This window comes from Blastomonas sp. CCH9-A1 (genome assembly GCF_001557175.1).
Classification (GTDB): domain Bacteria; phylum Pseudomonadota; class Alphaproteobacteria; order Sphingomonadales; family Sphingomonadaceae; genus Blastomonas; species Blastomonas delafieldii_A.
The window spans coordinates 405,990-425,496 of record NZ_LSHM01000012.1 but is presented as its reverse complement, the minus strand read 5'-3'; the positions used below and the strand labels follow the sequence as shown (position 1 = coordinate 425,496).

Sequence of the window (19,507 nt, the reverse complement as noted above, 5' to 3'; positions counted from 1 at the left end):
CCCGCCGCTATTGGCGGGAGCGGTGGCGACCCGGCTCAATGCGCCAGCAGCAGCGGGATGTTGGAATCCTTGAGGAAATAGCGCGTCACCCCGCCGAGCAGCACTTCGCGCAAGCGGCTATGGCCGAACGCGCCCATGACGAGCAGGTCCGCGCCGATCTCGCCTGCGACATTCTCGATGATCTCCTCGATCGACATGAGGCCGCGCTCGCGTTCGATCAACTCGCTGCATACGCCATGGCGCGAGAGATATTCGCACGCCTCGGTCGAGGGGAAGCCGGCGGCCTTTTTGGGCTCGACCACCGTCAACAGATGCACCGAGCCTGCGTTCTTGAGCAGAGGAAGCGCCTGGCGCGCCGCATTGGCCGCTTCGTGGCTGCCGTCCCAGGCGATGAGGATCTTGCCGCCGGTATAGAGCGACTTGAGCGTGGTCGGCACCGCCAGCACCGGGCAGCGCGTTTCGACCGCGACATCGGCGATCGACAGCAACGGATGCGGGCGTACATTGCGCTCGGCATTGTCGAGCGACAGCACGATGACATCGGCAAGACGCGACGCGCTGATCACCGCCTGGGTGACGTCGCCGTCATAGGCGGTCCAGTCCCAGGGCAGGCCCTCGATGCTCATCTGCGCCTCGACCAGCGCGCGCAGCTTTTCCTCGTCGGCGCGAAGCTGTTCGAGCATGCCCGCAGGCACATAGCTGCCGCCCATCGGGTCCATCACGATAAAACCCGAAAGCGGCGTCGCCTGCAGGAAGGTGATATGCCCGTTCTGCGCGCGGGCGAGGTCAAGCGCCACCTGCAGACGGGATTCGAAGGCCTTGCCGCCATCGGCGTAAACCAGAATGGATTTCATCACACGCTCTCCTCTTTTGACGTAACCAAATTGCGCCGGAAGCGGACCCAAGTGCATTGATTCAAATCAAGCGGTGCTGGAAAAAGCCGGGGCGGGACGCTAGGCGAAGGCGGGACGCTCGAATCATCCAAGTTGGCCGTCCGGCTGCCGATCCAAGACCCTTTTGACTGGGAGACATCCGTCATGCAGAAAATCTATCCCGACGCCGCATCCGCTCTGGAGGGACTTCTGTTCGACGGGATGCACATCTGCGCAGGCGGTTTCGGCCTGTGCGGTATTCCCGAGCGGCTCATCGACGCGATCCGCGACGCGGGCACCAAGGATCTCACCATCGCCTCGAACAATGCCGGGATCGACGGCGAGGGGCTCGGCAAGCTGCTGCGTACGCGCCAGGTCAAGAAGATGATCTCAAGCTATGTCGGCGAGAACAAGGAGTTCGAGCGGCAGTATCTGGCAGGCGAGCTCGAGGTGGAATTCTGCCCGCAAGGGACACTCGCCGAACGCTGCCGCGCGGGCGGTGCGGGCATTCCCGGCTTCTACACCAAGACCGGCGTCGGGACCCAGGTCGCCGAGGGCAAAGAGCACAAGGATTTCGACGGCCAGACCTATATTCTGGAACGCGGCATCTATGCCGATCTGTGCATCATCAAGGGATGGAAGGCCGACAAGTCGGGCAACCTGATCTTCCGCAAGACCGCGCGCAACTTCAACCAGCCGATGGCGACCGCAGGCAAGATCTGCGTCGCCGAGGTGGAGGAAATCGTCGAGACCGGCAGCCTCGATCCCGATGCCATCCATCTGCCCGGCATCTATGTGAAGCGCCTGATCTGCGGCGCGCCGTACGACAAGAAGATCGAGTTCCGCACCGTGCGCGCGCGGGCGGACGCGTGAGGATGCGACAAGACCACCGCGCTGGCAGGGGCGGCGCGGTCCTGGCCGCGTTGGCGCTCTCCGCCTGCACCACGACCATCGTCGAGGCGCCCGCCGCGCCGCCTGCTCCGGCACCTGCGCAGACCGCGATGGTCCCGACCGTCCCGATGGGCCAGCAATGGCTATACGGCTCGGCCGAGGGCGCGATCTCGGTGCGTCAGACCTATGGCGCGCTCACATCCTATGCGCTCGCCAAGGCCAAGGCGCGGCCTGCCGACAGCGTGATCATCGACGAGACGACCGGCAAGCCCTTCGCCTGCGGCAACAAGCCGCTCGCCGCCGTGTTCGATGCCGACGAGACGCTGATCTGGAATATCGGCCCGATGCGCTGGTTCGCGATGACCGGCAAGGAATTCGACGCGAAGACCTGGGACCAGTGGGAAAAGACCGGCACGGGCAAGGCCGTGGCGATGCCCGGCGCGGTCGAGGCGATGCAGGCTTTGCGCGCGGCGGGGATCACGCCCATTGCCAACACCAACCGCTCTTCCGCTAATGCCAAGGGCAGCGAGGAAACGCTTGCCGCTGCGGGCCTGGGCAGCTTCAAGCATGGCGACACGCTGTTCCTGATGGGCGACGACGCCACGGGATCGAGCAAGGACCAGCGCCGCGCGACCATCGCCGCGCGCTGGTGCGTCATCGCGATGGCGGGCGACCAGCTCGGTGATTTCCGCAATGCGTTCAACAAGCCCGAACTGCCCCCGCTTGAGCGCCGCGCGCTGGCGATGGCCGCACCCTATGACAGGCTGTGGGGCAATGGCTGGTTCCTGTTCGCCAACCCGGTCTACGGCCCGTCGATCCGCGGCGGCTTTGACGACATCTTCCCCGCTGAAACGCACTGGCAACCTTCTGAAGGAGCACAATAATGGCCTGGACCCGTGACGACATGGCGGCGCGCGCCGCGAAGGAACTCAAGGACGGCTATTACGTCAACCTGGGCATCGGCATCCCGACGCTGGTCGCGAACCATGTGCCTGAAGGCATCGAGGTGACGCTGCAGTCGGAAAATGGCATGCTCGGCATCGGCCCGTTCCCGTTCGAGGGTGAGGAGGACGCGGACCTGATCAATGCGGGCAAGCAGACGATCAGCGAACTCGCCTCGTCGAGCTATTTCAGCTCGTCGGACAGCTTCGCGATGATCCGCGGCGGGCATATCGATCTGACCGTGCTCGGCGCGATGGAGGTCGCCGAAAATGGCGACATCGCCAACTGGATGATCCCCGGCAAGATGATCAAGGGCATGGGCGGTGCGATGGACCTGGTCGCGGGCGTCAAGAAGATCATCGTCGTGATGGAGCATACCAGCAAGAACGGCGACCCCAAATTCATTCCGGCCTGCACGCTGCCGCTCACCGGCAAGAATGTGGTCGACATGATCATCACCGATCTCGCGGTGTTCCAGCGACCCGACCATGACAGCCCTTTCAGGCTGATCGAACTGGCCCCAGGCGTCACTGCAGATGAGGTCGCTTCTAAGACCACCGCGCATTACGTCAGCTGAGCCTCGCATGAAGCGCGGCACGAAGCTGGGCCTTGGCGTGGTGTTCGCAGCGGTGGCAGGGCTGGGCCTTGTCGCCGCGACGACCTCGCCGCCGCTGCTGCTGAGCCAGCTTGATGCCGCGATGGGCGGAGGCAAGGGCGCACGGCTGGTAACGCAGGGCGTGCGCTTCGGCAGCCATGGCCAGACGCTCGACATATGGCGCGCCGAAGGGGCATCGAACGGCGACAAGCGCCCGGTGCTGATCTTCTGGCATGGTGGCGGCTGGGTAAAGGGCGCGAGAGCGGACTATGCCTTTGCCGGACGCGCCTTCGCACGCCAGGGCTTCGTTGTCGTCATCCCCGATTACCGCAAGGTACCGGAGGTCCGCTTCCCGGCATTCGTTCAGGACGGAGCCGAGGCGGTCGCCTGGGTACGCGACAATATCGCGCGCTTTGGCGGTGACCCCCAGCGCATCGCATTTTCCGGCCACTCGGCAGGCGCGCATACCGCCGTGCTGCTCGCGCTCGACCCGCGCTGGCTCAAGGCGGCAGAGGTCGATCCCGGCATCGTCAAGGCGGTGTTGGGTCTGAGCGGCCCGTACGATTTCTATCCCTTCACGACCAAGCGCTCGATCGACGCGATGTCGCATTATCCCGATCCCAAGCTCACCCAGCCGATCGAGCAGGCGCGCGCCGATGCGCCGCCGATGCTGTTGGTGACCAGCACCAGGGACGAGACCGTGCGCCCGCGCAATGCGATCAACCTGTCGAAGCGGCTCAAGGCACTGGGCGCGCTGGCAGAGCTGATCAACTATCGCGGGCTTGACCATGAGGAAGTCGTCATGGCCTTGTCGGTGCCGTTCCGCAGCAAGGGGCCGGTGCTGCAAGACAGCGTCGCATTCCTGAACCGCCATCTGGGCAAGGAGGCAGATTGATGAGCTACACCCTCTTCACCGCGAACCGCAATTATTCGAGCTGGTCGCTGCGTCCCTGGCTGCTGATGAAGGCGCTTGGCATTCCGTTCGAGGATCGGCTGGTGCCCTTCGCCGGGCCCGACAATTCCGAAGAGTTTCGCAGCTTCGCGCCCAATGGCAAGGTACCGTGTCTGCACGATGGCGAGGTGATCGTCTGGGATTCGCTCGCGATCGTCGAATATCTGGCCGAACGGCATGCAGGCGTCTGGCCCGCCGATCCAGTCGCGCGCGCCTGGGCGCGCTCAGCGGCGGCCGAGATGCATGCGGGCTTCTCGCCCCTGCGCAATATCTGCCCGATGAGCGTCGGCGTGCGCGCCGAGCTGATCGCGGTCCCGCCCGCGCTTCAGGCCGATATCGACCGTATCGGCGAGCTCTTCGCGCAAGGGCTCGATCGGTTCGGCGGCCCCTGGCTGGCGGGTGATAGCTTCACTGCCGTCGATGCGTTCTTCGCGCCGGTCGCCTATCGCGTCCGCAGCTTCGATCTCAAGATCGGAGCCAAGGGCCAGGCCTGGGTCGAGCGCGTACTTGCGCATCCCGCCATGCTCGACTGGGAGGCGCAGGCGCTGGCCGAAACCTGGCGCGATCCTGCGCACGAGGAAGAGATTGCTGGCGTCGCGACCATCCGCGAGGATCACCGCGCCGCATGAGCCAGCCGCACCGCGTCCTGCTCACCGGGTCGTCGGGCTGGCTCGGACGGTTTCTGGCCCCGATGCTGCGCGAAGCGGGGCACACGGTCATCGGCCTCGATATCGTCGCCGGAGCCGAGACCGATATCATCGCCTCGGTCGCCGACCGCGCCAGCGTCGAGCGCGCCTTTGCCGATCACCAGCCCAGCTGCGTCATCCATGCCGGCGCACTGCACAAGCCCGATATCGTGCGCTATCGCGCGCAGAGCTTTGTCGAGGTCAATGTCACCGGCACGCTCAACCTGCTCGAGGCAGCGGTCGCGGCCGGGCACAAGCGTTTCATCTTCACCTCGACCACCTCGCTGATGGTCCGCGCCGATGTTCGCGCGGGCGCAGCGGGCGGGGCGAAGGCGGCGTTCTGGCTCGACGAGGATTTCGGTCCCTTGCGCCCACGCAACATCTATGGCGTCACCAAGCTGGCGGCGGAGGAGCTGTGCCGCCTCTATGCCGATCTGCACGGCATCGATGCGCTGGTGATGCGCACCGGACGGTTCTTTCCGGAGGACGACGATACCGACGCATCGCTGCCGGGCCCGAACCTCAAGGCCAACGAGTTTCTCAACCGGCGATTGACAGTCGAGGATGCATCACGCGCGCATATTGCCGCGCTGGAGGCACCGGCGGGGCTCGGCTTCCAGGCCTTCGTGCTTTCCGCCCCGCCGCCCTTTGCGCGCGGGGATGCCGCAGCGCTGGTGGAAGATGCACCAGGCGTGATCGCGCGCTATCATCCCGATGCCGCGGAGCTCTACGCGCAGCGCGGCTGGCAATTGCCGACAGCGATCGACCGCGTTTACGATCCTGCCAAGGCTGAACGGCTGCTGGGCTTCAGGCCCGTGACAGATTTCGCCGCGATCCTGCAGGCGCTGCGCGCAGACAGTCCGCTGCCGTTCAAGCACGATCCCGATTATGTCTCGCCGATCGTCGCGGCGGGGGCCGACCCGCTTTAGCCGCCAGCCTGACGCGCTGCGGCGACAGGCCGAATCGTGCCTCACTTGTGTTTAAGCATTTTACAGGGCAGAACGTGTAAAGTGGCTGAGATGCAGGCAATAAGGCATTGCGGCCGGGGCGCAATTTACACATCGGAGATCGCATGAAGCACTGGCTGCGCAGTCCGTTGGTCTGGACCGCAGGCGGCGTGGCCGCGGGGGCCTTGCTGATCGGCATGAGCGTATCGCGCGGGGGCGGGGTCGTCGTCACCGGCACGCCCGCGATCGCTGCACAGGCCAGCGCGCCGCTCATCGACGATGCCAATCTGCCGCTGACGCCCGATCGCTGGCAAGGCCAGGTCGATTATGCCGCGCTCGATGCGCGGATTACGCGAATGATGCGCGATCCCGAAATGGTGGGGCTTGCGGTCGCAGCGGTCGAGAACGGGCGGCTCACCTTCGTCAACGGATATGGTTTTGCCGATCGCGAGGCCGGGCTGCCGGTGAGCCCACAGACTGTGTTCCGCTGGGCCTCGGTCTCCAAGGGCGTCGCAGGAACGCTCGCCTATCAGCTCGCGCAGCAGGGCAAGCTCAGCCTGTCTGCGCCCTTGTCCTCGTATCACACCACACTGAAGCTGGCGGGCGGCGCGGAAAACCGGCTCGCCATCCCGGACTTGCTGGCGCACCGGCTGGGCCTTGCGCGCAATGCCTATGACGGAAAGCTCGAATCGGGCGATCCTGCGCCGATGCTGCGCAACATGCTGTCCACCGTGCCGCAGCAGTGCATGCCGGGCGACTGCCACAGCTATCAGAACGTCGCCTATGACGCGTTCAGCGAGATCGTCGCCAACGCGACCAAGACGCCCTATGACCAGCTTGCCGAGCAGATGCTGTTCGCGCCGCTGGGGATGAAGAGCGCAGGCCTCGGCATGGCGAACCTGACCGGCGCGAAAAGCTGGGCGCGGCCCTATCGCCATCGTCAGGTGCAGACCTTGTCGGACGCCTATTTCCGCGTTCCCGCCGCCGCTGGGGTCAGTTCGAACATCGTCGACCTGGCGCGCTGGATGGAGGCGCAGATGGGCCAGGCGCCGCAGGTCATCAGCCCGGGCGTGCTCGCCGAAATCCACCGTCCGCGTGTCGCGACCTACAAGGGCGGACGCGGCGGGCCCGAGGCGCTGATCATCAGCCATGGTTACGGCCAGGGCTGGCGCAGCCATATCTATGACGGGCATTGGCTGGTCGGCCATGGCGGCGCGGTCAACGGCTATCGCGCGGTGATGTGGTTCGATCCCGAACGGCGCACCGGAATCGTGATGCTGTGGAACAGCGGTTCGACCCGGCCCTTCCGCCTGCCGTACGAGTTTTTCGACCAGGTCTATGGCCGTCCGTACAGCGACTGGACCGAGCTTGACAACGATCCGCGGCTGAACGCGCCGTTGCCCGAAGCCGCGCCCGAGACGATGACGTCTGCGGACTGATCGCAAAGCCTGCAAGAACATAAGAACCGGAGAGAAACGCCATGAGCATCGTGCTGCATCACCTCGAATATTCGCGCTCGACCCGCGTGATCTGGCTGCTCGAGGAAATGGGTACGCCCTATGAGATGGTGCGCCACCAGCGCGATCCGCAGACCTTCCGCGCGCCGCCGCAGCTGGCCGAAGTGCATCCGCTGTCCAAGGCGCCGACGGTGATCGTCGACGGGCATGTCATGGTCGAATCGGGCGCGATCATCGAATATCTGATCGAGCGCTTCGGCAGCGAGACGCTGGCCCCGGCGAATGCCAAGGACCGCCCGGCCTATCTCGAATGGCTGCATTTTGCTGAGGGCACGATGGCGAGCCCGATCATCTTTTCCGCGCTGGCACCCCGCTTCGGCGGCCTCGGCCCGATGCTCGGCGGCTTCATGGGCGCGGAAGTCAACAAGCTGCTCGACCATGTCGAACGCGCGGTCACGGGCCATGACTATCTGGTCGGCGACCGGCTGAGCGGGGCGGACATCAACATGGCCTATCTGCTCGAGGTGGCGACCGTCAGCAAGCAGATCGGCGAGCGGCCCAATACCATCGCCTATCTCGAGCGGCTGCGCGCGCGCCCGGCCTATCAGAAATCGATCGAGATCGGCGGGCCGATGATCTTCGCGGCGATCTCCGCCTGATCAGGCAAGCGAAAGGCCGGGCAACCACTCGGCCCAGAGCTTCATCTTCTCATGCAATATCTGTTCGGCCTGATCGGGCTGGACGGGCACCAGCAGCATCGTCGCATTGGGCGCGAGCTGGCCGATCAGATGCCGGTCGGCGCGGATGACCTGGCCGATGCGCGGATAGCCCCCCGTGGTCTGGCCCTCGCAGCCGATCAGGTACGGCAGGCCATCGGGCGGGCACTGGATGATGCCGGGAAAGACCGCGCCGCTGCGGATCGGCGTGGCGGAGTTCAGGTCGATCACCGTGCCCTGCAATTTCAGCCCCATGCGGCTCGACCGCGACGAGACCCTCCATCGCTTTCTTGCAAGCGCCGCCATGCCCAGCGCCAGCCGCTCGCTTTCCGGCCCCGCCACCACGCGCAGCACGAAGCCATGGCCGAAAAACGGCTGCAGCTCGGGCGGGGTGACCAGCGCGGGCACCGCGTCGCCGTCCTCGCCCAGCGTCAGCACATCGCCATCGGCGAGCGCGCGCCCGTCCAGCCCGCCAAAGCCCGCGCCGATCAGCGTCGAGCGGGTGCCGAGCACTGACGGAACCTCGATCGGGGCGGACAATGCCATATAGACTCGGCATCCGGCCCAGACGCGCCCGATGCTGAGCGTGTCGCCGGCCTTGAGATGCAGCGTCTGGTGCGGCTCGGCCTCGTCGCCGTTGATCTGCACCTGACACGGCGCGCCGGTCACCGCGACGGCGAGTGCACGATCGGCGCGGAACTCTGCCGGACCGAGCGTGATCTCGATCGCGGCGGCATCGAGCGGGCGTCCGACCAGCCGATTGGCGAGCGCGAGGCTCAGCCCGTCCGCCGCGCCGCCCGAAGGCACGGCCAGCTTGCGCAGCCCGCGATAGGGGGCGGCCTGGATGCTCGATTGCAGCCCGGCCTTGACCACGGTGAGCGTCATGCCGCGCCTCCCGTGCGGCGTCCGAGCTCGCTCGCATCGATCCGCTCGAACCGAACCTTCTGCCCTGCCTGCAGCAGCGCAGGCGAGGGGCCGTGCGGATCGAACAACGTCTCGGCGATCCGCCCGATGATCGGCCAGCCGCCCGGCCCTGCGTGCGGATAGAGCCCGCAAATCTGGCCGAGCAGACCGACCGACCCCGCCTCGACGCGCGACCGAGGATCGGCGAGGCGCGGGATGTCGGGAATGCGCGCATCACAGGTGAGATAGGCAAAGCCGGGCTGAAAGCCGAGCATCGCCACGCGCCAGTCCTGCGCCGCGTGCCAGCCGGGCAGCGCATCGGTCGGCATGCCCAGCAATTCGGCGACGATATCGGCATCATGCGCCCAGGGCTGGTCATAGCATATGTGCAATATGGCAGGGGCGATCGATGCCATAGGCGCTGCCTCGAAATCGCTTGCGGCAAGCATCTCTGCCGCAGCGCGCGCGGCCTCCAGGTTGCGCTCCGCCGGGTTCCAGCTCAGCGACAGGCTGTCGAGCCCCGGCACGATATCGTCCCAGCCACCGCCTTCCGCCGCCGCTGCGAGGGCCGCCACGCGCTCCGCAGGCAAGCCCTGGATCATCAACCAGTCATCGGCGCAATAGATCGACTGGCTCATCGGGCAGCTCTCCAGGGGCTTTTATGGTTATCCCCAAGACTGCCATCTCGCCTGCAATCCGCAAAGCGGTTTGTTCAGCACCGGGACTGTCCGAATGAATGCACAGGCTTTGCGCCATAACATGGATCAGACTGCCGTCATTGGCGGTGATCGGCTCGCCTGTCGCAATCGCGATCGCCTGCGCGGCGCGATCGGTATCGCTGGCGATCAAGGCGCCGGGCTGCGAGCGCGGGACCAGGCGGCGCGCGGGCGTATAGCCACGATCGACAAAGCCCTCGGCGATGAAGCGGGCACTGACCGCGCGCGCCGCCTCCTCGCTGGCCGAATGCGCGAGCCCGACCTGCGCCAGATGCGGGAAGGCGTCGTGCAGGGCTCGCGACACCGCGAGGGCCATGGCGGGCCGGTCGGCCAGATCGTTATAGAGCATGCCGTGCGGCTTGATATGGGTGAGTGCCACGCCCTCACGCGCTGCAACGGACTCCAGCGCGCGCACCTGTTCGAGCAGCGAGCCGATCAGCGCGTCGAGCGGCATGTCGAGCGACACCCGCCCGAAACCGGGGCGGTCGGGATAGCTGGGATGCGCGCCCGCCGCGACACCCGCCGCCCTGGCCGCGCGCAGCATCACCGTCATGCTCGCCTCGTCCCCGGCATGGCCGCCGCACGCGATGTTGCAGCTGGAGATCACCTGCATCAGCGCTATGTCGCGCGCCTTCTCCTCGGGCTGTTCGCCCAGATCGGCGTTGAGATCGATCGAGCAGTTCATGGCCAGATCCCCGCCGAGCGCAGGATCAATCGCGTGCCCAGCCCCGCACAGACCAGCACCACCGCGCCGCCTGCCAGATTGGCGACGGGGCCGTTGGCGAACGCGCCCAGGCTCGCCTTTCGCGCGGCGACCCAGAGCAGGAAGCCGGCGAGAATCGGCAGCAACAGGCCATTGGCCGATTGCGCGATCAGGATCAGTTCGACCGGGTTGACCGCGAAAAAGGCAAAGGCGGTGCCGATGCCGATCACCGCCAGCGCGGTGCGCTTGAAGATCCGCGTGCGCCGCGCAGGATCGTTCGCGCTACCCATCATCTCGGCCAGCACATAACCGGTCGCGAGCGGCGCCGTGAGGGCGGAACTGAACCCGGCACCCACCAGACCAAGCGCGAACACGATCCGCGCCGGCAGGCCGAAAAGGCTCTCGAGCCGCAGCGCAATATCGTCGAGCGGGCCGCTGCCGGTCGCGGCCATCGCTGCCGTCGCCGCGCCCATCACGACGATGGCCATCGACAACAGTCCGCCGATCACTACCGATACCGCCGTATCAATTCCTGATGCTGCCAGCCCCTCGGCATCGGCGGCGAACTTGCCGCGCACCGAGGCGGCGTGGAGGAACAAGTTATAGGGGACGACGGTGGTGCCGATGAGCGCGATCGCGGTGAACAGGCTGTCGGCTGTCTCTTATACACATCTGACGCTGCCGACGAGCAGGCTGGGCACGAACCCCGCCAGCACCGCGCCCCAGTCTACCCGGATCACCGCGAGGCCGCCGATAAACGCAAGCGACATGGCCAGCACCAGCGCAATCAGCAGCTTTTCCAGCCAGGCCGGCTTGCCGATCACCACCAGCGCCGCCGCCAGCAGGCCGGTCGCCAGCGCCAGCAGGGCAGGGGACACCGTGCCCGCGCCCAGCAGCTTGAGGCCCGCCGCCGTTCCGCTGATATTGCCCGCCTGATAGGCCGAATTGCCGATGGCGAGCGAGGCGAAGATCAGCGCCGCGATGGCCCAGCGCAGCGCCGGATTCGCCGCCGCCGCGAGGATCGCCTCGGCCAGCCCCTTGCCGGTGACGATGGCGACGCGCGCGGCCATGTTCTGGAGGACAATGGTCGCGATGGTCGCGAAGACGAGCGCCCAGAGCAGCGCATAGCCGAAACCTATCCCTGCGCTGGCGCAGGCGGTGACGGTGCCGGGCCCGATAAAGGCCGCCGTCACCAGCATCGCGGGACCGGGGCGGTATCGGGTGGCGCTCACAGGCGCCAGGGCCTCTCGCGATACCATTTGGTGAGGACGTATTTGGTGCCCTCACGAACCTTCATGCCGTGGTGGATGGTGGCCGGATTGCAGCTGCCATCGGGCCTGCGGTTGTTCCACGCGACCAGCTTGCCGATTTCCGGACGGATCGACTTGTCGATGGTCTTGAACCGTGTCGCGCCGCCCGCTTCGGGTTCGTTCAGATAGATCATGAACGTCCAGGTCCGCTGGCCGCCCACTGTTGTATAGCGGGTGAAGTCCTGACCCTGTGGCTCGAAATAATCGGTATGCGCCTTGAATTCCTGGCCCACGGCATAACGCTGGCCCTGCAGCGTTTCGCCGAATTGCAGGTCGATGCCCGACAGCGCGCTCAGCCGCTGGTCGAGCGCGACCACATCGGGATCGTCGCCGCGCATGTCGCAGGTTTCGGAGGTGCGGAAATAATTGTCGCCATTGGGATCGGCGATGGTCGACGGCCTGCGGTCGGCATCGATCTTCTCGACGAAGCGCGCGCATTCTTCGGGCGAAAGGAAATTGCGCAGGATGTACAATTCCATGCGGGGGGTCGGCACCTTCTGGATGCCGGGGATCCTGCCCAGCGCCACCGTGTTGCACTGGTTGCTTGCTGTCTCGCTGTCGCTCATCGTCCCCATGCCTCTTGCGGCCACGCCCCGCCTTGCGAATAGCGGTCAATCGGGGGGCGATTCAAGCCGCAAACGGCTGGCGCGGGGCTGCGTTGACGGCTAAATGGCGGGCCATGCCGCGCCGTCCCCGCCCATCCCGCCGAGACTCGGGCTTCAGCCTGCTCGAAATGCTGGTTGCGCTGGCGGTGTTCTCGATCGCCGCACTCGCGCTGATAAAGCTGCAGGGTGCGAGCCTGATGCAGACCGCAGAGCTCGACAGCCGGTTGTACAGCGAGATCACCGTGCGCAATCTGGCGGTCGAGGCCTTGACCGATCCCAATCCGCCCGCGCTCGGCGACACGGAGGGCAGGGTGACCAACGCGGGTCGCGATTTCGCCTGGCGGCGCAGCACGACAGCCCTGCAAGGGGGCGAACTGCTCAAGGTCGATCTGGCGGTGCGCCAGGGGACGGGGCCCGAGGTGACGCTCACCGTGCTGAGGCCGGTTTTGTGATTTCGCGAGATCGCACTCCCCTCCGTTTGTCCCGAGCCCCTCGGCTGGCTGGCAAGCCAGCCGCTCGGGATAAACTTCCCGGCCAAGCCGGGAAGTCGAGGGACGTGTCCGCAGGTCCCTCGACTTCGCTCGGGACAAACGGGCTAGAAGTAGAGCGCGCCACCGTATCCAATGGCTTCACCCTGGTCGAAATGATGGTCGCGCTGTTCATCTTCGGGATGATCGCCACCGCCTCGGTCGTGCTGCTGCGCCAGAGCGTCGAGGCCGAGGCGCGCAGTGCGGTGCGGCTCGAGGAGATGGGCGATCTGCGCCGCTTTTCCGCGATCCTGGCGCAGGACATGACGCTGATGCTGCCGCGCCCATCGCGCGATGCGATGGGGAGTGACCGGGTAGCCCTGATCAGCGGCGAGGGCGGCTTGCTGCTCGGGTTCTCGCGCCAGGTTGCGCAGATCGACCCGCAGCCGGGATCGTCGAGCCTGCAGCGGGTCGAATGGGCGCTCACCGATGGGCAGTTGACCCGCGCGATCGCGCCCAAGGCCGATGGCGCGAAAACCGGCGCGCCTGTCGCGATTCTCGAAGGGATCGAGCAGGCGCGGCTGCGCTTTCGCGACAAGCAGGGCGTTTGGCAGACCGAATGGCGCCCGCAGCGCACCGACGAACTGCCGATCGCGATCGAGCTCACCCTGGTGCAGCAGGGCAATGGCACGCGGCCGCTGACCTTCGAATTCCTGGTCGCAGGCGGCGGCGGATGAGCGCGCGCCCTGCCAGCAAACCCGGCGAACGCGGCATCGCGTTGCTCAGCGTGCTGTTGCTGGTCGCGGTGATGGCGATCGTCACCACGCTGATTCTCGATCGGGTCAACCTCGCCGTCCGCCTCGCCGCCAATGCCGATGCGGCGGACCGCGCGCGCTTTGCGGCGCTGGGCGCGGAGCAGTTTGCCGCGCGCGAGATCAAGCGCCAGCTCGACCTGAGCCCGGCGCGCACGGTGAATGTCGGCGGCTGGATCGGCCAGCCCAATGTGCTGCCGATCGGCGACGGATCGGGCGCGGTGGTAACGGCTACGGTCAACGATGGGGGCAATTGCTTCAACCTGAACTCGGTGGTCGCGGGCCAGCCGGGCGACCTGGCCGCGCGGCCCATCGGCATCGGCCAGTTTGCCGGGCTCATGCAGGCGCTGGGCATAGGGTCGGACGAGGCGCGGGGGCTGGCCGATGCGCTGGCCGACTGGATCGATACCGATCAGGCGGCGCAGCCCGCCGGGGCCGAGGACCAATATTATCAGCAGCTCGACCAGCCTTATCGCACTGCGGGAAGACTTCTGGGCGACAAGGGCGAGATTCAGGCGCTTCGGGGCATGACGCCGCAGATCTTTGCGCGGCTCGAGCCGTGGATTTGTGCGCTGCCCGATGCGATTCTCTCGCCGATCAACGTCAACACGCTGCTGCCCGAACAGGCACCGCTGATCATGATGCTCGCCCCGGGCAAGATCCCGCTCGACCGCGCGCGCACCATGATCGCGGATCGTCCGCCGCTCGGCTATGCGCGCATTGCCGATTTCTGGCGGCCGCTGGCACTGCAATCGCAGACCTTTGGGCCGGAGATCGAATCGCAGCCGCAGATCGTCACCCGCTGGTTCGAGCTCGATCTGGTGATCGCGCAGGGCGAGAGTCGGTGGCGGCAGACCAGCCTGCTCGATGCGCAGTTGACGCCGGCGCGCATCATCAGCCGCCGCATCGGCGAGCCGTGAACCGACGCAGCTAATTTAATTTCGCAGACAAGCATTTTTGCCGCATTTTCCCTTGCATTGCAGGGGCAGTTTGTAAGATAGCGACCGCCTTGATTTCGTCGCTTGACGATCCCGCCCGCGCGCCCCTAAGGGACGCCTCCGCGTGGCGTAAGCAGTGTGTGGCGACCGTAGCTCAGTTGGTTAGAGCGCCGGTTTGTGGTACCGGAGGTCGTGGGTTCGAACCCCATCGGTCGCCCCATCTGCTCTTGAAATCCTTGCCTTTTTTCAAAGGCCTGCCGCGCGACCAGCCTTGGGGAGACGGGCGCGTGCAAAGCTATTGGGATCTGCCGGACTTCGACGAGCATGAGGCGGTGCAATATGTGCACGACCGCGCCTCGGGGCTTTCGGCGATCATCGCGATTCACTCCACGGCTCTGGGGCCGGCGGGCGGCGGCACGCGCTTCTGGCATTATGCCGACAAGGGCCGCGCCATCACCGATGCGCTGCGCCTGTCGCGCGGCATGAGCTACAAGAACGCCATGGCGGGCCTGCCGATGGGCGGTGGCAAGGCGGTAATCCTCGCCGATGCCGATAACCGCAAGACCCCCGAAATGCTCGCCGCATTCGGCGATGCGATCGATGCGCTGGGCGGACGCTATGTCACCGCCGAGGATATCGGCATGTCCGATGCGGACATGGTGGCGATCTCCAAGCGCACCAAATTCGTCTCGGGCCTGCCGGTGCAGGACGCAGGCTCGGCTGGCGGCGATCCGGGACCGTTCACCGCCAAGGGCATTTTCCTGGGCGTCAAGGCCGCGGTCGCGTTCAAGCTGGGCACCGACCGGCTGAAGGACGTGCGCATCGCGGTGCAGGGCACGGGCAGCGTTGGCGGCGGTCTCGCCCGGCTGCTCGCCGCCGAAGGCGCGAAGCTGACGCTGGCCGACGTCAATGCCGATCGCGCAAAGCAGCTCGCCGACGAGCTGGGCGCCGAAACCGTCAGCGCCGACCGCATCATGCAGGTCGAGGCCGATGTGTTCAGCCCCAATGCCCTGGGCGCGATCCTCGATTCGGAAAGCATCGAGAAGCTCAATGTCGCCATCGTCGCGGGCGGCGCGAACAACCAGCTCGCGCGATCGCATCACGGCGACATGCTGATCGACCGCGGCATTCTCTATGCGCCCGATTATGTCATCAACGCCGGCGGCATCATCTCGGTCGCGCTCGAATATTTCGCGCAGGCTGAAGGCCGCACCGCGCAGGTCGAGGAGGTGCACGCGCGCCTCACCGGCATTCCGCAGCGCCTGACCGGCATCTGGCAGGAAAGCCGCACCACAGGCGAATCGCCCGCGACCGTCGCCGACCGGATGGCGCAGAAGCTGATCGGGCGAGGTTGACGAACGGAGGTCACCAACGCCGCTCAGCCTGAGCTTGTCGGTGGCTTGGCGCTAAGCTGAGTGTTTGGTCGATCCGTCACCCTGAACTTGTTTCAGGGCCCATTTCTCCCCACGCGGCTTCGGCTTTTGGGGGCACGATGGGTCCTGAAACAAGTTCAGGATGACGTTCTTGAGGCGAACGAGCGGATTACAGCCACTGGTACGTCCGCCAGTTGCCTTTGGTGCATCCCGCTAAACGCAAATTCCCTTGAGGCTGCAGCGGCATCGTGGCAACAAGGGCACGACGCCGATATGCCTCGGCGCTAGGAAGCTGACGCACCTTCGCTCATGCACGGTTTTGCCAATCCCACGCGGTTCCTGTCCATCGCCCGTCCGCTGACCCCGGCGTTCATGGTTTCCGGGCTGATCATGGTCGCCATCGCGCTGTTCCTCGGCGTGTTCAACGCGCCTGCCGACCGGCTGATGGGCGAAACGGTGCGCATCCTCTACATTCACGTGCCTGCCGCATGGCTGGGCATGGCGGGCTGGACCAGCATCGCGATTGCCAGTCTGGTCGAGCTGGTTTGGCGGCACCCGCTCGCCGGGATCGCGGCGCGCGCTTCTGCCGTGCCCGGTGCGTTCTTCTGCGCTTTGTGCCTTGCGACCGGATCGATCTGGGCGCGGCCGACCTGGGGCACCTGGTGGGTGTGGGATGGACGGCTGACTTCGATGCTGGTGCTGTTCTTCCTGTACCTCGGCTATATCGCGCTCGCCGATGCCAGCCAGAAGGATGCAGCGGCCGGACGTGGCGGCACGTCGCGCGTCGCCGCGATCTTCGGGCTGGTCGGCGCGGTCAACGTGCCGATCATCAACCGTTCTGTGGTATGGTGGAACAGCCTGCACCAGCCCGCGAGCATCTCGATCGGCAAGTCGGCGATCGACCCCGCCTTTCTCTGGCCGCTCGGCATGGCCGTGATCGGCTTTTCGCTCATTTTCGGCGCGATCGTGCTGATGCGCATGCGCACCCTGCTCGCCGATATCCGCATCGAAGCGCGGATGCGCAGGCTTGCTGCCGCATGACCCAGTGGACCTATGTCATCATGGCCTATGGGCTGGGCATTGCCGGGACTGCAGGGCTGATCGGCTATTGCTGGTTCGCGCTCAAACGCGCAGAAGCGCGGCTGGATGCGCTCAAGCGCAAGTGAACCGGATAACGACCCCATGAAAGCCAAGCACCAGCGTCTCGTCCTGATCTGCATCGCCCTGGTCGGCCTCGTCGCCGCCGGGCTGATCGCGGCCTATGCGCTGCGCGACCAGGCGAGCTATTTCTACACGCCGGGCGACATTGCCGAAAAGGGCGTCGAACCCGGCCAGGCCATCCGTCTGGGCGGCATGGTGCAAAAAGGCTCGATCAAGAAACAGGCCGATGGCGTCACGATCGATTTCATCGTCGAGGATGGCAAGGGCACCGTTCCGGTGCGCTTTACCGGCATCACGCCCGACCTGTTCGTCGAAGGATCGGGAGTCGTGGCCGAAGGCCGGATGAACGCCTCGGGCCAGTTTGTCGCCGACAATCTGCTCGCCAAGCATGACGAGAATTATGTGCCGCGCGAGATGCGGGACATGACCAAGGCCGATGTGAAAAAGCTCGGCGGAACGGTGCAGCAGCCATGATTGCCGAAATCGCGCTTGCGATCCTGTGGCTCGCCGCCGCGCTCGCGGTCTTGCAGCTGGGCCTGGGCAGCTATGCGCTGACCGCACGCGGGGCCGAGTTCCTGCGCGCGGTACGCCCGATCGCGGTGGTGCAGGGGCTGCTGGTGGCGATCGCGTTCGCGCTGCTGATCGTGCTGTTCCTGCGCACCGACCTGTCGGTCAAGCTGGTCGCGGCGAACAGCCATTCGCTCAAACCGCTGATCTACAAGATCGCCGGGGCCTGGGGCAATCACGAAGGCTCGATGCTGCTCTGGGTCACCGTGATGGGGCTGGCGGGCGGTTTCGTCGCCTTGCTCGAACGGCGGCTCAACGAGCGCACGATGGTCGCGACTTTGGCGGGCCAGGCGTTCGTGAGCCTGGGCTTCTATGCCTTCATGCTGTTCTCGTCGAACCCGTTCGAGCGGCTCAATCCCGCGCCGGTCGAGGGCAATGGCCTCAACCCGCTGCTGCAGGACCCCGGCCTCGCCTTCCATCCGCCGACTCTGTATATCGGCTATGTCGGGCTCTCGATCGCCTTTTCCTTCGCGGTCGGCGCGCTGATCACGCGCGATGTCGGCCCCAGCTTTGCCCGCGCGATGCGGCCCTGGGTGATGGGCGCGTGGATCTTCCTGACGCTGGGCATCACAGCAGGTTCGTGGTGGGCCTATTACGAACTGGGCTGGGGCGGCTGGTGGTTCTGGGACCCGGTCGAGAATGCCTCGCTCATGCCCTGGCTCGCCGCGACCGCATTGCTCCATTCGGTCAGCGTGCTGGCAACGCGCAACGCGCTCAAGGCCTGGACGGTGATGCTGGCGGTGGTCGCCTTCTCGATGTCGATGGTCGGCACCTTCCTGGTGCGCTCGGGCATCCTGACGAGCGTGCATGCGTTCGCGGTCGATCCTGAGCGCGGCAGCTTCATCCTCACCCTGCTCGCCATCTATATCGGCGGCGCGCTCGCTCTGTTCGGGCTGCGCGCTTCGACCGTCACCGAGGGCGCGAAATTCCATCTGTTCAGCCGCGAAGGCTCGCTGGTGATGAACAACGTGCTGCTGGTCGGCGTGCTCGGTATCGTGCTGATGGGTACGCTCTACCCGCTGGTGACCGAGGCGTTCGGCACCAAGGTTTCGGTCGGTCCGCCCTATTTCAACCCGGTGAGCGCGATCTTCGTCTTCCCGATGCTGGTCATCATGGCGGCGGGTCCGCTGATGCGCTGGCGGCAGGATAACGGGCGCAAGCTCGCCAATCTGCTCGCGGTGCCCGCGCTGGTGGCCGCCGGGACGCTGGCGCTGGTGGTGGTGTTCGGCGGCGATATCGGCGTGCTGCCTCTGCTCGGTCTGGTCTTTGCCGCTGGCCTAGCCGTGGCGAGCCTGCTGCCGCTGTGGAAGCGCAACCTGCGCCGCACCCCTGCGCATATCTGGGGCATGGTCATCGCCCATCTCGGCATCGCCGTCGCGCTCGCCGGCATGGCCTCGGAAAGCGCGTTCAACACCGAAAAGCTGGTCGCGAGTGAGATCGGGCAGAGCCATACCGTCGGCCCCTGGACGATCGAGCTGCAGGGCGTCAGGCCGATTGCGGGAGCCAACTGGACCGCGCTCGAGGCGCGTCTGGTCGCGCGCTATGGCGACAGCAATGTCCAGACCGTGCTCAACCCGCAGGCGCGCATGTTCGCCTCGCCGCCGACCGCGACCAGCGAGGCGGCTTTGCTCACGCGCTGGAACGGCCAGCTCTATGCCGTGCTGGGCGAAGAGGGTGATGACGGCCGCTGGCAGCTGCGGCTGTGGTGGAAGCCGTTCGTGCCGCTGATCTGGTATGGCGGTCTGCTCGTGGGACTGGGCGGCGTGCTGTCGCTGGTTGGTCGCACCGCGCGTGACCTGCGCCGCAAGGGCGAACCCGAGCTCGAGCCGGCAAGCGAACCGGCCGCGCCCAAGCCTGCTGCCGGGGGCCAGGAAGCGCTCGCATGAAACCCCTA

The 19,507-nt window shown here is 66.1% G+C and carries 21 protein-coding genes, 1 tRNA gene and 1 pseudogene; 17 read left to right on the top strand and 6 right to left on the bottom strand.

The window, feature by feature from the left end; genetic code table 11:
- Window positions 1–35 precede the first annotated feature (35 nt).
- Entirely contained in the window at window positions 36–854 is an 819-nt protein-coding gene (locus AX725_RS05490; protein ID WP_060977261.1) for a universal stress protein, read from the bottom strand.
- A 183-nt stretch (window positions 855–1,037) separates the two neighbouring features.
- Between AX725_RS05490 and AX725_RS05485 the strand changes: the two genes are divergently transcribed.
- From AX725_RS05485 to AX725_RS05450, 8 genes are all read left to right on the top strand, one after another.
- Window positions 1,038–1,745: a CoA transferase subunit A gene (locus tag AX725_RS05485; RefSeq protein ID WP_060977260.1), complete on the top strand. Its 708-nt coding sequence runs from the start codon at window positions 1,038–1,040 to the stop codon at window positions 1,743–1,745.
- Window positions 1,746–1,747: 2 nt separating this feature from the next.
- Entirely contained in the window at window positions 1,748–2,647 is a 900-nt protein-coding gene (locus tag AX725_RS05480) for an HAD family acid phosphatase (protein WP_060977259.1), read from the top strand.
- A complete protein-coding gene (locus tag AX725_RS05475; RefSeq protein WP_060977258.1) occupies window positions 2,647–3,282 on the top strand; it encodes a 3-oxoacid CoA-transferase subunit B in 636 nt (211 codons plus the stop codon). The genes AX725_RS05480 and AX725_RS05475 overlap by 1 nt, the downstream gene beginning before the upstream one ends.
- Before the next feature lie 7 nt (window positions 3,283–3,289).
- Window positions 3,290–4,195, top strand: coding sequence for an alpha/beta hydrolase (locus AX725_RS05470; protein WP_060977257.1), 906 nt, complete (start codon window positions 3,290–3,292; stop codon window positions 4,193–4,195).
- The gene (locus tag AX725_RS05465) at window positions 4,195–4,881 is read left to right on the top strand and encodes a glutathione S-transferase N-terminal domain-containing protein (protein WP_060977256.1); all 687 of its coding nucleotides are present in this window, start codon (window positions 4,195–4,197) and stop codon (window positions 4,879–4,881) included. The genes AX725_RS05470 and AX725_RS05465 overlap by 1 nt, the downstream gene beginning before the upstream one ends.
- On the top strand, window positions 4,878–5,867 hold the full coding sequence (locus AX725_RS05460; protein WP_066114354.1) for an NAD-dependent epimerase/dehydratase family protein: 990 nt from the start codon (window positions 4,878–4,880) through the stop codon (window positions 5,865–5,867). The genes AX725_RS05465 and AX725_RS05460 overlap by 4 nt, the downstream gene beginning before the upstream one ends.
- Before the next feature lie 143 nt (window positions 5,868–6,010).
- Entirely contained in the window at window positions 6,011–7,324 is a 1,314-nt protein-coding gene (locus AX725_RS05455) for a serine hydrolase domain-containing protein (RefSeq protein ID WP_060977254.1), read from the top strand.
- 41 nt (window positions 7,325–7,365) lie between these two features.
- Window positions 7,366–8,001: a glutathione S-transferase family protein gene (locus AX725_RS05450; RefSeq protein ID WP_060977253.1), complete on the top strand. Its 636-nt coding sequence runs from the start codon at window positions 7,366–7,368 to the stop codon at window positions 7,999–8,001.
- Here AX725_RS05450 and AX725_RS05445 read toward each other — a convergent pair whose 3' ends face one another.
- From AX725_RS05445 to AX725_RS05420, 5 genes and pseudogenes are all read right to left on the bottom strand, one after another.
- Window positions 8,002–8,943: a 5-oxoprolinase subunit C family protein gene (locus AX725_RS05445; RefSeq protein ID WP_060977252.1), complete on the bottom strand. Its 942-nt coding sequence runs from the start codon at window positions 8,941–8,943 to the stop codon at window positions 8,002–8,004. It lies immediately after the preceding gene.
- Window positions 8,940–9,599: a 5-oxoprolinase subunit B family protein gene (locus AX725_RS05440; protein ID WP_060977251.1), complete on the bottom strand. Its 660-nt coding sequence runs from the start codon at window positions 9,597–9,599 to the stop codon at window positions 8,940–8,942. The genes AX725_RS05445 and AX725_RS05440 overlap by 4 nt, the downstream gene beginning before the upstream one ends.
- The gene (gene pxpA / locus AX725_RS05435; RefSeq protein ID WP_060977250.1) at window positions 9,571–10,362 is read right to left on the bottom strand and encodes a 5-oxoprolinase subunit PxpA; all 792 of its coding nucleotides are present in this window, start codon (window positions 10,360–10,362) and stop codon (window positions 9,571–9,573) included. The genes AX725_RS05440 and pxpA overlap by 29 nt, the downstream gene beginning before the upstream one ends.
- Window positions 10,359–11,579: pseudogene (locus AX725_RS21450) on the bottom strand (NRAMP family divalent metal transporter). The gene pxpA and the pseudogene AX725_RS21450 overlap by 4 nt, the downstream one beginning before the upstream one ends.
- Before the next feature lie 29 nt (window positions 11,580–11,608).
- Window positions 11,609–12,256 carry a prolyl hydroxylase family protein gene (locus AX725_RS05420; protein WP_060977248.1) on the bottom strand — a complete coding sequence of 216 codons (648 nt, stop codon included), beginning with the start codon at window positions 12,254–12,256 and terminating at the stop codon, window positions 11,609–11,611.
- 113 nt (window positions 12,257–12,369) lie between these two features.
- Between AX725_RS05420 and gspI the strand changes: the two genes are divergently transcribed.
- The 9 genes from gspI to AX725_RS05380 all read left to right on the top strand — a co-directional run bounded on the left by gspI (window position 12,370) and on the right by AX725_RS05380 (window position 19,499).
- Window positions 12,370–12,747 carry a type II secretion system minor pseudopilin GspI gene (gene gspI / locus AX725_RS05415; protein ID WP_066117540.1) on the top strand — a complete coding sequence of 126 codons (378 nt, stop codon included), beginning with the start codon at window positions 12,370–12,372 and terminating at the stop codon, window positions 12,745–12,747.
- Window positions 12,748–12,851: 104 nt separating this feature from the next.
- Complete coding sequence (gspJ, locus tag AX725_RS05410; protein ID WP_156439042.1) at window positions 12,852–13,499, top strand: type II secretion system minor pseudopilin GspJ; 648 nt, start codon at window positions 12,852–12,854, stop codon at window positions 13,497–13,499.
- Entirely contained in the window at window positions 13,496–14,494 is a 999-nt protein-coding gene (gspK, locus tag AX725_RS05405) for a type II secretion system minor pseudopilin GspK (protein WP_060977245.1), read from the top strand. Before gspJ ends, gspK begins: the two co-directional genes overlap by 4 nt.
- A 161-nt stretch (window positions 14,495–14,655) precedes the next feature.
- Window positions 14,656–14,732, top strand: a tRNA-His gene (locus AX725_RS05400).
- A 67-nt stretch (window positions 14,733–14,799) separates the two neighbouring features.
- A complete protein-coding gene (locus tag AX725_RS05395; protein WP_060977306.1) occupies window positions 14,800–15,867 on the top strand; it encodes a Leu/Phe/Val dehydrogenase in 1,068 nt (355 codons plus the stop codon).
- 327 nt (window positions 15,868–16,194) lie between these two features.
- Window positions 16,195–16,926, top strand: a complete 732-nt coding sequence (ccmC, locus tag AX725_RS05390; protein WP_060977244.1) for a heme ABC transporter permease CcmC — start codon at window positions 16,195–16,197, stop codon at window positions 16,924–16,926.
- Window positions 16,923–17,051, top strand: a complete 129-nt coding sequence (locus tag AX725_RS21610; protein ID WP_269454100.1) for a hypothetical protein — start codon at window positions 16,923–16,925, stop codon at window positions 17,049–17,051. The genes ccmC and AX725_RS21610 overlap by 4 nt, the downstream gene beginning before the upstream one ends.
- Window positions 17,052–17,067: 16 nt before the next feature.
- Window positions 17,068–17,520, top strand: coding sequence for a cytochrome c maturation protein CcmE (gene ccmE / locus AX725_RS05385; protein WP_060977243.1), 453 nt, complete (start codon window positions 17,068–17,070; stop codon window positions 17,518–17,520).
- Window positions 17,517–19,499, top strand: a complete 1,983-nt coding sequence (locus AX725_RS05380) for a heme lyase CcmF/NrfE family subunit (protein ID WP_060977242.1) — start codon at window positions 17,517–17,519, stop codon at window positions 19,497–19,499. Before ccmE ends, AX725_RS05380 begins: the two co-directional genes overlap by 4 nt.
- The last annotated feature ends 8 nt before the right edge of the window (window positions 19,500–19,507 follow it).

What these genes read in the sequence shown, in the direction of transcription:
- AX725_RS05440 (WP_060977251.1), bottom strand. Translation starts at nt 9,599, where the DNA reads ATGAGCCAGTCGATCTATTGCGCCGATGACTGGTTGATGATCCAGGGC.
- AX725_RS05455 (WP_060977254.1), top strand. Translation starts at nt 6,011, where the DNA reads ATGAAGCACTGGCTGCGCAGTCCGTTGGTCTGGACCGCAGGCGGCGTG.
- AX725_RS05450 (WP_060977253.1), top strand. Translation starts at nt 7,366, where the DNA reads ATGAGCATCGTGCTGCATCACCTCGAATATTCGCGCTCGACCCGCGTG.
- AX725_RS05475 (WP_060977258.1), top strand. Translation starts at nt 2,647, where the DNA reads ATGGCCTGGACCCGTGACGACATGGCGGCGCGCGCCGCGAAGGAACTC.
- AX725_RS05445 (WP_060977252.1), bottom strand. Translation starts at nt 8,943, where the DNA reads ATGACGCTCACCGTGGTCAAGGCCGGGCTGCAATCGAGCATCCAGGCC.
- AX725_RS05380 (WP_060977242.1), top strand. Translation starts at nt 17,517, where the DNA reads ATGATTGCCGAAATCGCGCTTGCGATCCTGTGGCTCGCCGCCGCGCTC.
- pxpA (WP_060977250.1), bottom strand. Translation starts at nt 10,362, where the DNA reads ATGAACTGCTCGATCGATCTCAACGCCGATCTGGGCGAACAGCCCGAG.
- gspK (WP_060977245.1), top strand. Translation starts at nt 13,496, where the DNA reads ATGAGCGCGCGCCCTGCCAGCAAACCCGGCGAACGCGGCATCGCGTTG.
- AX725_RS05480 (WP_060977259.1), top strand. Translation starts at nt 1,748, where the DNA reads ATGCGACAAGACCACCGCGCTGGCAGGGGCGGCGCGGTCCTGGCCGCG.
- AX725_RS05485 (WP_060977260.1), top strand. Translation starts at nt 1,038, where the DNA reads ATGCAGAAAATCTATCCCGACGCCGCATCCGCTCTGGAGGGACTTCTG.
- AX725_RS05470 (WP_060977257.1), top strand. Translation starts at nt 3,290, where the DNA reads ATGAAGCGCGGCACGAAGCTGGGCCTTGGCGTGGTGTTCGCAGCGGTG.
- AX725_RS05465 (WP_060977256.1), top strand. Translation starts at nt 4,195, where the DNA reads ATGAGCTACACCCTCTTCACCGCGAACCGCAATTATTCGAGCTGGTCG.
- gspI (WP_066117540.1), top strand. Translation starts at nt 12,370, where the DNA reads ATGCCGCGCCGTCCCCGCCCATCCCGCCGAGACTCGGGCTTCAGCCTG.
- AX725_RS05490 (WP_060977261.1), bottom strand. Translation starts at nt 854, where the DNA reads ATGAAATCCATTCTGGTTTACGCCGATGGCGGCAAGGCCTTCGAATCC.
- AX725_RS05420 (WP_060977248.1), bottom strand. Translation starts at nt 12,256, where the DNA reads ATGAGCGACAGCGAGACAGCAAGCAACCAGTGCAACACGGTGGCGCTG.
- AX725_RS05460 (WP_066114354.1), top strand. Translation starts at nt 4,878, where the DNA reads ATGAGCCAGCCGCACCGCGTCCTGCTCACCGGGTCGTCGGGCTGGCTC.
- ccmE (WP_060977243.1), top strand. Translation starts at nt 17,068, where the DNA reads ATGAAAGCCAAGCACCAGCGTCTCGTCCTGATCTGCATCGCCCTGGTC.
- AX725_RS21610 (WP_269454100.1), top strand. Translation starts at nt 16,923, where the DNA reads ATGACCCAGTGGACCTATGTCATCATGGCCTATGGGCTGGGCATTGCC.
- ccmC (WP_060977244.1), top strand. Translation starts at nt 16,195, where the DNA reads ATGCACGGTTTTGCCAATCCCACGCGGTTCCTGTCCATCGCCCGTCCG.